The following is a 12542-nucleotide window of genomic DNA, read 5'->3' on the forward strand; positions in this document are numbered from 1 at the left end:
CATGCGAAGCGCATGCCGCCTGCCGTGTTTACAGGCTGTAGTACATATCGAATTCGACCGGATGCGCCACCATGCGCAAACGGTTGACCTCGCCCTGCTTCAAGCCCAGGTAGGCATCAATCATGGCATTGCTGAACACCCCGCCGCGCGTCAGGAATTCGCGGTCGTTATCCAGCGATTCCAGCGCTTGCTCCAGCGAGACGCAAACCGTCGGGATCTTCGCGTCTTCTTCCGGCGGCAGATCGTACAGATTCTTGTCGGCGGGATCGCCGGGGTGAATCTTGTTCTGCACGCCGTCCAGGCCCGCCATCATCAGCGCGGAGAACGCCAGGTACGGATTGGCCAGAGGATCCGGGAAGCGCGCTTCGATGCGGCGGCCCTTCGGGTTGGCGACGTACGGAATACGGATAGAAGCGGAGCGGTTTCGGGCCGAGTAGGCCAGTTTGACCGGCGCTTCGTAGTGCGGCACCAGGCGCTTGTACGAGTTCGTGCCAGGGTTGGTGAAGGCATTCAGCGCACGGGCGTGTTTGATGATGCCGCCGATGTAATACAGCGCGAATTCCGACAGTCCGGCATAGGCATTGCCCGCGAACAGGTTCTGGCCGTCTTTCCAGATCGACTGGTGAACGTGCATGCCGGAGCCGTTGTCACCCATGATGGGCTTGGGCATGAAGGTGGCCGTCTTGCCATAGTTGTGCGCCACGTTGTGGATCACATACTTCATGATTTGCGTCCAGTCGGCGCGTTGCACCAGCGTGCTGAACTGAGTGCCGATTTCCAGCTGGCCGGGGCCTGCGACTTCGTGGTGGTGCACTTCCACCGGCACACCCAGCTCTTCCATCAGCATGCACATTTCGGCGCGCATGTCGTTGAAGGAATCCACCGGGGCCACCGGGAAATAGCCGCCCTTCACGCGCGGACGGTGGCCGTAGTTGCTGCTGGCATCATTGGCGCGGGACCAGGCGCCCTCATCGGAAGCAATCTTGTAGAACGCGCCGGAAGGACCATCATCCCAGGACACGCCGTCGAAGACGAAAAATTCGGGCTCCGGGCCAAAGAAGGCGGTATCGCCCAGGCCGCTGGATTTCAGATAGGCTTCGGCACGGCGGGCCAGCGAACGCGGGTCGCGGTCATAGCCTTTCATATCGGCCGGGTCGATCACATCGCAAGTCAGGATCAGCGTGGTCTGTTGCGTGAACGGATCAAGGTGAGCCGTCGATGCGTCCGGGATCAACACCATGTCGGAGGCTTCAATCCCCTTCCAGCCCGCGATCGACGAACCGTCGAAAGCCTGGCCCGTCTCGAAGGTTTCTTCTTCTACACGATGCGCCGGCACCGAAACGTGTTGTTCCTTGCCCAGCGTATCGGTAAAACGGAAATCGACGAACTTGACGTCGTATTCCGAAATTGTCTTGAGCACATCTTGAGGCGTAGCCATGTTATCTCCAATGAGGTGAGTACCGCGCGCCGCCACGCTGCGCGTTCAGTCCCTATCAAGCAATTAGCGTGCCAGCTTTTTGCGCTGGCCGCACTGATATTCGTGTATCAAAACGCACCATATCAGTGCAAAACCAGCACCAATATGGATCACTGCACCGGATTGGATCACTCCGGCAAAAACATTTCCAGTAAATCGTTCAAAAATTGCCACCCTAACGGGGATGCGCGCAACACCGAGGGGTCCGCATCCAGCAAACCTTTATTCATGGCGCGGCGCAAGGCCGCGTGAATGCTTGCCAATGGCAGGCCCGTCCGCGCACTGAAGCTGGCGCTGGGCACCCCGGCGCGCAGGCGCAAGGCATTGAGCATGAACTCGAATGGCAGATCAGCGGGCGACAGCACCTCGCTGCTGGCAATATGCGAGCCATCTCCCGCCAAAGCGCGCTGCATCCATTGCTCCGGGCTGCGGGTGCGCGCTTCTCTCAGGATACGGTCGTGAAAAGAGACTTTCGCGTGCGCGCCCGGCCCTATGCCCAGGTAATCGCCAAACTCCCAGTAATTGGTATTGTGCTGACAGCGCTGCCCTGCTTTCGCATAGGCCGAGACCTCATATTGCTCATAGCCGGCTTGCGCCACACGCTGTTGCAACATTTCCTGAATGGCCGCCGCCGCATCGTCATCCGGCAAAGGCGGCGGATACTTGGCGAAAACCGTATTGGGTTCCAGCGTCAGGTGATACAGCGACAAGTGCCCGGTGCCAAATGACAGCGCCGTATCGATGTCGCGCCTGGCACCGTCCTCATCCTGCCCTGGCAGCGCAAACATCAAGTCCAGATTGACGCGCGGCACCGCATCCATCGCCAGCGCAATGGCCGTGCGCGCCTGTTTGCCGTCGTGAATGCGCCCGAGGGCGCTCAGACAGGCATCATCAAAGCTCTGCACTCCCAGTGACAGCCGGTTCACCCCGCTGCGCGCATAGGCATTGAAGCGGCCCGCCTCTACCGTGCCGGGGTTCGCTTCCATCGTGATCTCGGCGTCCGGCAACAGCTTCAGGTAGGCGCGTATCATGCCCAGCATTTCATCGACGGCGCCCGCCGACAGCAAGCTGGGCGTGCCCCCGCCTATGAATACGGAAATGACTTGGCGGCCCCAGACCTGCGGCAGCGTCTGTTCAAGGTCGCTGCGCAGCGCGGCCAGATATTCCGCTTCCGGCACGACCGCCGGCGCATGATGCGAGTTGAAATCACAGTACGGGCATTTGCGCACGCACCAGGGAACATGGATATACAGCGCCAGCGGCGGCAAGGCCTGCAGCACTGTGGCCTGCGCCTGCCGCAGCTCTCGCCGCGACAGGCCCGCAGGCATAATGGGTATAACAGTAGCCATGAAGATGAATGCTTGCCGTCAGCGGCTCAGGCAGCGGCCAGCTTGGCCGCCAGGGCCTGCCAGGCCAGCGCGCGATGGCTGATGCTGTTCTTGAGTTCTGGCGCCATTTCAGCGGCCGTCTGTTGTTGCTGCGGCAGGAAAAAATGAGGATCGTAGCCGAATCCGTGCTCACCCCGCGGCGTATCGACCACTTCCCCGTACCAGACGCCATCGGCGATCAGCGGATGCGGGTCTTCCGCATGACGCACCAGCGCCAATACCGCAACGTAAAAGGCGCGCCGGTCCGGTTGCTCCGCCAGGGCCTGCACCAGGCAGGCGTTATTGGCCGCATCGTTTTTTTCGCCGCCCTGCAGTTGGGCGTAACGCGCGGAAAACACGCCAGGCGCGCCATCCAAAGCCGGCACGCACAGACCGGAATCATCCGCCAGCGCGGGCAAGCCCGTTAGTTTGCTGGCGTGGCGGGCTTTGGCCAGCGCATTTTCAATAAAGGTGCAATGCGGCTCCGGCGCTTCCGGCACATCCAGCTCCCCTTGGGGAATCAGCGTAATGCCATAAGCATCGAACAAACGGCGGAACTCCCGGATTTTTCCGGGATTGCCCGACGCCAGAACCAAGCGGCTCAGGCCGCCGGGGCCTGGCGCGCCATGACGAATGTCTGCAGCGGTATCACGGGTGCTCATACGGCGCTCCTGGACTGGCGCTGGATCTCAAACAACTGGCCGATGCCGAGCTCGGCCAGATCCAGCAATTCATTGAATTCTCGGCGGTTAAAGGCTTCGCGCTCGGCGGTGCCCTGCACTTCTACCAGGCAACCCTGCCCAGTCATCACCACATTGACGTCGGCGTCGCAGCCTGAATCTTCCGGGTAGTCCAGATCCAGCAAGGCCCGGCCTTCCACCCGGCCCACCGATACGGCAGCCACTTGGCTCGTCACGGCCATGCGCTCGATCTTGCCTTCGCGCAACAGCCAGTCCACCGCATCGGCAGCCGCAATCCAGGCGCCGGTAATGCTGGCGCAACGCGTGCCGCCATCAGCCTGGATGACATCGCAATCCAGATGCAGAGTGCGCTCGCCCAGGGCTTCCAAATCAAACACCGCGCGCAGGCTGCGGCCAATCAGGCGCTGAATTTCCTGCGTGCGGCCGCTTTGCTTGCCGCGCGCCGCCTCACGGTCACCGCGCGTATGGGTCGCGCGCGGCAGCATGCCGTACTCCGCCGTCACCCAGCCACGGCCCTGGCCACGCAGGAACGGCGGAACCTTATCCAGCACGCTGGCGGTGCACAAAACATGCGTCCCGCCCATGCGTATCAACGCAGAGCCTTCCGCATAAGGAGAAAAGCCGCGCTCGACGGAAACCGGACGCAGGCTGTTTGCCTCCCGACCCACAGGACGGCGCACCAACAGGGAAGACGATATCTCTGACACCAGAACACTCCAACAGATAGAATTCCCTACATTGTAGAAGCCCCTGCTCCTGCTGGCACCCGGCCAGCCCGACAGGCCATGCATTTTTTCAAGGTTGTCCCGCATGATTCAAAGTATGACCGCGTTCGGCAGCGCCAACGCTGAAGCCGCCACCGCCACCCTGTCGGTCGAACTCCGCAGCGTCAACAGCCGTTTTCTCGACCTGCATTTCCGCATGCCGGACGAACTGCGCCAGATCGAAGCGCCGCTGCGCGAGCAGATCGGCAAAGCGCTGCAACGCGGCAAAGTCGAAATCCGTGTCGCCTATGCCCGCCGCAGCACGCAGCGCCACAGCGTGCTGGACCCGGACTTTCTGGCGCAGGCCGCCGAACAGCAGCAACAGGCGCGCCGCTACTTCCCTGGCTTGCGCGAACCTGGCCTGAACGACCTCTATGCCTTGCAGAATCTGCTGCACGCCCCGGCGGCGCCCGACGAGCAGGATTGGCCTGCCGCCGCCCTGGCCGCGGCAGCCGACGCCTTGGCGCAGCTCAGCCAGAACCGGCAACGCGAAGGCGAACGCCTGCGGGCCGTCATGCAGCAAAATGCCGCTGCGATACGAACCATCGTCGGCCAGGTGGAAGCTGCCATGCCCGGCATTCTGGCCAACTACCGCCAGCGCTTGAGCGACAAATTGCGTGAAACGCTGGAAAGCGCGGCCCCCGGCGGCTTTGCGCAAATCACCGGCGCCGAACTGAGCGAACGCCTGGCGCAGGAAACCACGCTCTTCAGCCTGCGTGTGGACGTCGCGGAAGAACTGGCCCGGCTGAATACCCACCTGGCGGAGCTGGAAGACATGCTGGCAGGCCGCCAGGACAGCACCAACAAACGCGGCAGTCTGGGCAAACGGCTGGATTTTCTATTCCAGGAAATGAACCGCGAGGCCAATACACTGGGTTCCAAAGCGGGCGACATCAGCGTGACTCGCGCCGCCATGGATCTGAAACTCTTGATCGAACAACTGCGCGAACAGGCCGCCAATCTGGAATAATCCGCTGCCCCTGCCAGCCGCTAGCCTCAAACCGCCACATGAATTGCCGCTAGCGGCGCTGTTGGCCATCGCCAGCGCCTGCCGACTGGCTGGCAGCAAGCGGGAAACTGTCTTTTTCTTCTGTTATGTTGTTGGCCGACTTCATCTTCCTTGGCCTCATTCGCCATTTTGCTATCTTGCCTGCTCTCTCTTTCGATTCACGCCTGACTTTCGCTGCCAAGCCGCGCCACAGTATCGCGCCCAGGCACCCGGCCCTCCCTCATTGCATAACCCGCCAGACGGTTTCTGCCCTTGCCGCGAAGGCTCTGCCCACTGGGATTCTGCCCGCCGAGGTTTTGACAACCGAGGCGCTCTTCAAGGCGCGTCTGCCATGACCGCACTCTCCTCCCTGATGCCTATTGTCGGCGCGTTGGCGGGCGGCTGGGCCGCCAGCCACGTTCTGCCGCACATGCTGCGCCGCGGCCTGATACGCCTGATCGGCCCGCTGGTCTGGCTGCTGCTGTTTCTGATCGGCATGGAATTCGGCGCCGTGCTCTCGTCCGTGCAGGCACTGGGCAGCGCACTTTACAAGGCGAGCGTGCTGGCGCTGTTCACTACCCTGGTGCCGTGCCTGCTCATCTGGCTGCTGCTGCGCCGGACCCGCAGCCAAATACCGGCGCCGCGCCCTGAAGCGCAGACTCAGACCGCCACATTCTGGCAACCGGTCAAAGAATGCGGCATCGCCTTGTCCATGGTGGCCTTGGGCGGGCTGGCATTCGTCTGGATGCCCGCCAGCGTTGCCGACGCCCATCCCCTGCCTTCGAGCTGGACACTCCTGCTGATCCTGATTGTGCTGGTCGGCGTTGACCTGGGCCAAGTGGATCTGAAAGGCCGGCTCTGGTCATTCAAGGCCTTCGCCACTCCTTTGCTGGTCGTGCTTGGGTCGCTGCTGGGCGCCTGCGCCGCCGCCTGGGTCACAGGCGAAGCGCTCCAGACCGCGCTCGCGCTGGCCTCGGGCTTCGGCTGGTTTTCACTGTCCAGCGTCATGATAGGCGATGCGCTGGGCCAGGATTACGGCACCATCGCCCTGATGACAGACCTGCTGCGCGAGTTGCTGGCCATCGTTATCCTTTATATGGCCGGCATGCGTTATCCGCTGCCTGCCGTCGGCAGCGCCGCCGCGACTGCCTTGGACACGACCCTGCCTATCGTCAAGCAGACCTGCGCCCCGGATATTGTCCCCCTGGCGCTGGTCAGCGGTTTCATCCTGACGGTGCTGGCGCCCTTGATGATCATGGCCTTTCTGGCGGGCTGACCCCTCTGCCGCCGCACTGGCACGGGCGGCTAAGTGCAGCCCGTGCCAGTGCAGATGTTGTTGGCAGACGTGCTTGGCGCCTGCCCCTGAGCCTAGAGATTGGCCACGCCGCCATCGACCAGCAGCTCGGTCCCGACCACGAAACGCGATTCATCGGCAGCCAGGAACACGGCCGCCTGCGCCAGTTCCCACGGCGTGCCCATGCGGCCTATGGGCACCAGCCTGCGGATCTCTTCCTGCATGGCGCTTTGCTGTCCTGCGGAAAGCCCCAATTTTCCCAGCGCAGGGGTTTCCGTCGGCCCCGGGCTCAGCCCGTTCACACGGATGCCGCGCGGCGCCAGCTCTGCCGATAAAGTGCGGGCCAGTGACAACAGACCGGCCTTGCTGGCGGCATACGCGCTGCTTTGAGGCAAACCGATATGGGCGCTGGTCGAACCGCACAGAATGACGGATGCCGGATTGGCCAGCAAGGGCAACAAGGCCTGGATCAGAAAAAACGGTCCCTTGAGATTCGTGGCCATGACACGATCCCAGGCAGCCTCATCCCAGTCCGCCAGCGGCCGATGAGTCACATCGCCAGCATTGGCATACAGCACATCCAGACGCGGCCACGATTGCGCCAGGCGATCCGCCAGCACCGCCTGACTCTCGGCCTCCCCGGCATCTGAAACCAACGTCAGCACTTCGTCTCCCAGCGTCTGCCGCGCGAGCGCCAGCGCCTGGGCATGACGCCCGGTAATGGCAACCTGAGCCCCTTCCGCCAGAAACTGCCGCGCCGTTTCCAATCCAATCCCGCTGCTGCCCCCGGTAATCAGGGCATATTTCCCTTGCAGCCTGTTCATGTGCGCTTCCTTTTCAATGAATGGAGACGCTATTTTTCCTCCATTAGTATCCTTTGCATAGTAGGCACCAATTTGATACTAAAATACCGGAAAGCTACTTTTGGAACATACCGCCATGCCCGTAAGCCCTGAAATCCGCACCCCTGCCCTGGACGCGCCGGACGGCATGCCTGCGCCCTGCCCGATGGTGAATTTCGTCAAATTAGTCTCCGGCAAATGGGCCATTCCCATTCTTTACCGGCTGATGATCATCGGCGGCGCAGTCCGTTTCAGCGAACTGCAACGCGCTGTTGCCCCCATTACGCAGAAAGAGCTCACCCGGCAATTACGCCTGTTTGAACACCGCGGCCTAGTAGAGCGCCGGGTGTACGCAGAAGTGCCGCCCAGAGTCGAATACCGCATTACCGAGCTGGGCCTGTCTTTGCGCCCCACGCTGGACTCACTGGCTGGCTGGATGCGTGAAAACGGCCACAAACTGGCGGAGGAAAGCCTGAACTAAGGCAGCTAGCGACGCGTATCACAGGGAGGCGCTGCAGACCCGGCCGCAAGCAAAGTGAAGAAAGCAACGATAAAAAAACGGCCCTCTCAGGGCCGTTTCAAATGCTTTGCCACCTGGCCCGGTTCCCCGGGCCAACCCTTGGCCAAGCTTATTGCTGTACCGCGTACAGATATATCTCCACACGGCGGTTGGCGGCCCGGCCTTCCGGGGTGTCATTGCTGGCGACCGGATCGCTGAACCCGCGGCCTTCGACGGTGAGGTCTTGCTGGACGACGCCACGCTGCTGCAGATAGGTGGAAACGCTCTGGGCGCGCTCGACCGAGAGCTTCTGGTTATAGGCGGCAGCGCCCGTGTTATCCGTATTGCCGATGATTTTGGCGCGCACTTCGGGGTGCTGCACCAAGGCACGCGCTACGCTATCCAGCACTGGCAGCAAAGCCGGCTGCAAAGCTGCGCTGCTAGAGGTAAAACCGGCGCTGGCCGGAATATTGACCTTCAGCGTGCCGTTGGGCTGCTCCGTCACGTCTATCCCCAGGCCGGTGGCGCCCGACTGCTCGACATCCTGCTTAATGCCGCCCCAGTTATAGCCGGCCACGCCGCCCGCGACCGCGCCAATGCCGGCACCGATCAAGGCAGCCTTGCTGCTATCGCCGATCAGCGCGCCAACACCCGCGCCCAGCGCAGCGCCCGCGCCCGAACCGAGCAAAGTATTGTTCTGCTGCGACGAGGCACATCCGGCCAGCAGAATCGCAGCCAGCGCCGCCACGGCGAATTTACGGTTATGGTTCTGTTTCATCTCGTGGATCTCCTTAGCCAATCAAACCGGCATGCAGGCCTGCGCACCGGCAGCAGATGCTTGCCAAGGATAACCTGATCCACCTGCCCCCAGCGCAGCCTGGGCCTGGTGCTTTCACCAAGTTTCACATTTACGCGTAATCCTGGCGAACCAGCCAGGCCCGCCTCAACCGCCGCGCTCTTTGATGCGCTGCCGGTTCAAGGCCAGCGCCTCGGCATCCGGGCACCAGCCCCCCCAACAATCTGCCGGGATGTCCGCATGCACCTCCCGCAAACTGGCGGTGAAATTGGGTTTATAGCCCCGCGCCTGCATTTCACGCACCAAGGCATCGTAGCGGTCCGCCAGATAGCCCAGGCGCCGGTAGAAAAACAGCACATGCCCTGTCCCCAGGACATAACGATCCTGGCGACGCGGATCATTGCGTTCGCGCGCCTTGCGCGCCAGACCGAAGACACGCGGCAATTCCCGATATTCGGCAACCAGATGCTGCTGCGTCAGTTCCTCGGCCGGCACACAGTTGATGCGTGTCATGCCTCTTGCTCCTTATCCTGCCAATCGTCGGCGCCAAACAAACGCGCCAGCTCCACCACATTGCGCGCGCCCATTTTTTCCAGAATGCGGGCCCGGTGAACTTCCACGGTACGCATGGAAACCCCCAGTTCATCCGCCACCTGCTTATTGAGCAAGCCCGCCAGTATTTTCTCCAGCACTTCACGCTCACGCATGGAAAGCGTGGCCACTTTCTGGTCTCTGTCCAGCGCCCTCAGACGCTGCTCACGTTGCCGCCGGCCATGTTTGATGGCATCCAGCATGCGGTCCACCAGATCATTATCATTAAACGGCTTTTCAATGAAATCGACCGCGCCGCGTTTCAACGCGTCCACCGCCATGGGCAAATCACCGTGGCCCGTCAGAAACACGACCGGCTGCAGCGCGCCCCTGGCCTGCAAATGATCGAACATTTCCAGCCCCGACATATTCTGCATGCGGATGTCCAGCAGAATGCAGCCTTCCAGCATCGGCGACCAGGCATCCAGAAACGCTTCGCCCGAACTCCAGGTCCGGGTCGCGATGCCCCGCGAATAAAACAGCCAGGCCAGCGAATCACGAATGGCGGCGTCGTCATCCACGATATGTACCAACACATCCTTCTCCTCTGGTGTCGCGGGCGGCAGGCTCGCGCCGCTTGCGGCATCGCTCTCCTGTCTGTCTTGTGCCCCGGTATCATGCATCTGCCCCGCCTCCTGTCGTGCCCGTCACGGGCTCATGCGGGCTTGCATCCGCTGCCGCCATGTCTTCCTGCCAGGCCGGCAATGAAAACAAAAATACGGCTCCGCCCCCTGCCCTGGCTTCAAACCAGAGCTGTCCATGATGCTGTTCCAGAATGGAACGGCAAATATTGAGCCCCATGCCCATACCGGCTTTTTTTGTGGTCGCAAAAGGCGTGAAAATCCGTTCCATCATTTCCGGCGCCACCCCCGCGCCATGATCTGCCACCGAGACGATACAGCAATCGTCCTGATACTCCAGCGCGATATCCACCACCGCATCCTGGCAGCCATGCTCCAGCGTGGCTTCAATGGCGTTACGGATCAGGTTCAGCAGCACCTGCTCAATCAGCACCGGATCAACCCGGACCAGGATGGCTGGCTCGGCGCGTGCTGTGCAGCGCAGCCTGACCCCCTGGCGCAAGGCATCCGCTTCGGCAAACCCTACCGTATCGCACACCAGGCGGGTGAGATCGCCTTGCTCGCGCACGGGCTCGCGTTTGCGCACGAAATCATGAATACGGCGGATGATGAGGCCTGCCCGCCGGTTCTGCGACGCCAGGTTTTCCAGCAGAGTCGCCAGCAACTGGCGATCCGCCGTGCCTTTGGCCAGCAGATTCTGGCAACTGGCGCAATAACTGGCAATGGCAGCCAGCGGCTGATTCAATTCATGCGCCAGCGTGGAGGCCATCTCGCCCATGGTAATCAGCCTGCCGGTCTGTTGCAGGCGGTCTGCCTGGCGGCTGGCCTGGGCCTCGGCCTGGCGCCGGTCAGAGATATCCAGAATGGATGCCATCCAGCCTACATGCACACCTTTATCGTCGATCAGCGGGGCTTCATACACCATGACCTGAATAGAAATGCCGTCGCGGCGCTGAAACACGGTTTCAAAGCTATGAGCTCTAGGCACCGTGTGCTGGGCCAGATGGCGCTGCTGAATCTCATTGAGCATATCGGGGCGCCACCATGGCATGGGCGGCATCATGCCGATGATTTCCTCCGCCGGCCAACCCACCATACGGCAAAACGCCGGGTTGGCAAACAGCAGCCGCCCGTCCAGCGCGCGCGCCCGCAAACCGACGGTCACCGAATCCTGCATGGCTTGCCGGAACAGCTGTTCATTGCGCAATGCCTGTTCTGCCTGGCGGCGGCGCTTGAAATGCATGGCCAGCAGGCCCAGATTGACGATTGTCAGCAAGGCCAGCCCGACAATGCCGGCCACCAGCAGCATGTGCAGTGGATTGCGCGGCGCCCGGTACGGCGCCAAGGTCAGGAAGATGCCATGAAACGGCGGGTCGAAAGACATGGAATGCTGCTGGTTGCCGGTCTGTTCGCCAACCGCATTGGATTTCTTGACCAATGGCTCGCCGTCCAGTCCTGTCAAAGAAACTTGGTAGTGCTCGGCAATCCACCACGGCACCTGAGTGGCCAGCAGCTCGTCTAGCGCCAGCGTGGCTTCCAGCAATTCCGTGCTGCCGTCCTCACGGTTGACGGGCAGGCGCAGGAATGACAACAGCCTGCCATCCTGCTTGCTTGGCGGGCTCCAAGCCGGCGCGGCGACCCCCAGCAGCGGCCAGGCCTCTTGCGCTGGCCGGTTGCCGCTGGCGCCGACATCGGCCTGCCCATGCGGTGGTATGGCTGCACGGACTTCGCCGTCACTATCCAGCCAGGTAATCTGCAGAAGTTCCGCATGGTTGGCAACCAGGTGGCGCATGCGCGACAGGGAATCCTTGTCGATCACCGGCGCCTGCACCGCCAGATCCGCCGCCAGCCGCAGTAAATTGTCCTGGTGCGTGCCCAGCTGAAAGCGCAGCGCCTGTTCCACCCACAAGGTATCGCGCAGCAAATTGATGTGCAATTCCTGGCGCCGCTCTTTTTCCGTCATCCAAAGAAACAAGCCTATCAGCACCCCAATCATCAGGATTGCCACCAGCGGCGCAGCCGACGCCAGCCCGTCCATGGGCCGGCGCCCCAGCCAGCCGGACAGCGAGGGAAACAAGGGGTCTTGTTTAGACACTTCGGAAATCCACAATAGCGACGGAAAAGTGATCCTTCTATTCTCCCCCACTATCCCCGTTTGTTTCAAAAAATAAATTCAGGGAAACCCGTCACCGGGAACAATAACCAAGGAGGAAACAATGAAAACTCGTCTTTCCATCGCCTTTGCTGCGGCCATGATGTTCGCCAGCGCGGGCGCTTATGCCCAGGCCCCCATCACCCTCAAGTTCAGCCACGTCGTCGCCCCCGATACCCCCAAGGGCAAGGGCGCTGACCGCTTCAAGGAACTGGCCGAGAAATACACGGATGGAAAAGTAAAGGTCGAAGTCTATCCCAACTCCCAGCTCTACAAGGACAAGGAAGAACTGGAAGCGCTGCAACTGGGTGCGGTGCAGATGCTGGCGCCGTCGCTGGCGAAGTTCGGCCCGCTGGGTGTGCGCGAATTCGAAATCTTCGACCTGCCGTATATCTTCCAGAGCAAGGATGACCTGCGTAAGGTCACCGATGGCGAGGTGGGCAAGGACCTGCTGGCCAAGCTGGAGCCCAAGGGCATCACCGGCCTGGCG

Annotated in this window: 13 protein-coding genes; 4 read left to right on the forward strand and 9 right to left on the reverse strand. The window is 61.7% G+C overall.

What is annotated here, in order from left to right; all coding sequences use genetic code 11:
* Positions 1 to 28: 28 nt before the first annotated feature.
* The 4 genes from glnA to rph form a co-directional block, all read right to left on the reverse strand.
* Positions 29 to 1438: a type I glutamate--ammonia ligase gene (gene glnA, locus ACTJGZ_RS06375; protein ID WP_441662104.1), complete on the reverse strand. Its 1410-nt coding sequence runs from the start codon at positions 1436 to 1438 to the stop codon at positions 29 to 31.
* Between the two features lie 167 nt (positions 1439 to 1605).
* The gene (hemW, locus tag ACTJGZ_RS06380; protein ID WP_441662105.1) at positions 1606 to 2826 is read right to left on the reverse strand and encodes a radical SAM family heme chaperone HemW; all 1221 of its coding nucleotides are present in this window, start codon (positions 2824 to 2826) and stop codon (positions 1606 to 1608) included.
* Positions 2827 to 2852: 26 nt separating this feature from the next.
* Entirely contained in the window at positions 2853 to 3506 is a 654-nt protein-coding gene (rdgB, locus tag ACTJGZ_RS06385; protein WP_441662106.1) for an RdgB/HAM1 family non-canonical purine NTP pyrophosphatase, read from the reverse strand.
* The gene (gene rph / locus ACTJGZ_RS06390; RefSeq protein ID WP_441662118.1) at positions 3503 to 4243 is read right to left on the reverse strand and encodes a ribonuclease PH; all 741 of its coding nucleotides are present in this window, start codon (positions 4241 to 4243) and stop codon (positions 3503 to 3505) included. Before rph ends, rdgB begins: the two co-directional genes overlap by 4 nt.
* A 112-nt stretch (positions 4244 to 4355) precedes the next feature.
* Between rph and ACTJGZ_RS06395 the strand changes: the two genes are divergently transcribed.
* Both ACTJGZ_RS06395 and ACTJGZ_RS06400 read left to right on the forward strand, forming a co-directional pair.
* Entirely contained in the window at positions 4356 to 5279 is a 924-nt protein-coding gene (locus ACTJGZ_RS06395; RefSeq protein WP_441662107.1) for a YicC/YloC family endoribonuclease, read from the forward strand.
* 370 nt (positions 5280 to 5649) lie between these two features.
* Positions 5650 to 6573 (forward strand): lysine exporter LysO family protein, encoded by a 924-nt coding sequence (locus tag ACTJGZ_RS06400; RefSeq protein WP_441662108.1) that lies wholly within the window; start codon positions 5650 to 5652, stop codon positions 6571 to 6573.
* A gap of 92 nt (positions 6574 to 6665) precedes the next feature.
* On the opposite strand, the gene ACTJGZ_RS06405 is transcribed toward ACTJGZ_RS06400, so the two are convergent.
* On the reverse strand, positions 6666 to 7415 hold the full coding sequence (locus tag ACTJGZ_RS06405; protein ID WP_441662109.1) for an SDR family oxidoreductase: 750 nt from the start codon (positions 7413 to 7415) through the stop codon (positions 6666 to 6668).
* A gap of 115 nt (positions 7416 to 7530) precedes the next feature.
* Here ACTJGZ_RS06405 and ACTJGZ_RS06410 point away from each other — a divergent pair, with 115 nt between their 5' ends.
* Positions 7531 to 7914, forward strand: a complete 384-nt coding sequence (locus tag ACTJGZ_RS06410) for a winged helix-turn-helix transcriptional regulator (RefSeq protein ID WP_441662110.1) — start codon at positions 7531 to 7533, stop codon at positions 7912 to 7914.
* Between the two features lie 148 nt (positions 7915 to 8062).
* Here ACTJGZ_RS06410 and ACTJGZ_RS06415 read toward each other — a convergent pair whose 3' ends face one another.
* The 4 genes from ACTJGZ_RS06415 to ACTJGZ_RS06430 form a co-directional block, all read right to left on the reverse strand.
* Positions 8063 to 8710 carry an OmpA family protein gene (locus ACTJGZ_RS06415; protein WP_441662111.1) on the reverse strand — a complete coding sequence of 216 codons (648 nt, stop codon included), beginning with the start codon at positions 8708 to 8710 and terminating at the stop codon, positions 8063 to 8065.
* A gap of 165 nt (positions 8711 to 8875) precedes the next feature.
* Positions 8876 to 9241 carry a pyrimidine dimer DNA glycosylase/endonuclease V gene (locus ACTJGZ_RS06420; RefSeq protein ID WP_441662112.1) on the reverse strand — a complete coding sequence of 122 codons (366 nt, stop codon included), beginning with the start codon at positions 9239 to 9241 and terminating at the stop codon, positions 8876 to 8878.
* Complete coding sequence (locus ACTJGZ_RS06425; protein ID WP_441662119.1) at positions 9238 to 9852, reverse strand: response regulator transcription factor; 615 nt, start codon at positions 9850 to 9852, stop codon at positions 9238 to 9240. Before ACTJGZ_RS06425 ends, ACTJGZ_RS06420 begins: the two co-directional genes overlap by 4 nt.
* A gap of 82 nt (positions 9853 to 9934) precedes the next feature.
* Entirely contained in the window at positions 9935 to 11995 is a 2061-nt protein-coding gene (locus tag ACTJGZ_RS06430; RefSeq protein ID WP_441662113.1) for a sensor histidine kinase, read from the reverse strand.
* A 121-nt stretch (positions 11996 to 12116) separates the two neighbouring features.
* Between ACTJGZ_RS06430 and dctP the strand changes: the two genes are divergently transcribed.
* Positions 12117 to 12542 (forward strand): TRAP transporter substrate-binding protein DctP (gene dctP, locus ACTJGZ_RS06435; RefSeq protein WP_441662114.1); only part of this gene is annotated, 426 nt, incomplete at its 3' end.

This window comes from Kerstersia sp. (assembly GCF_052103615.1).
Taxonomy (GTDB): domain Bacteria; phylum Pseudomonadota; class Gammaproteobacteria; order Burkholderiales; family Burkholderiaceae_B; genus Kerstersia.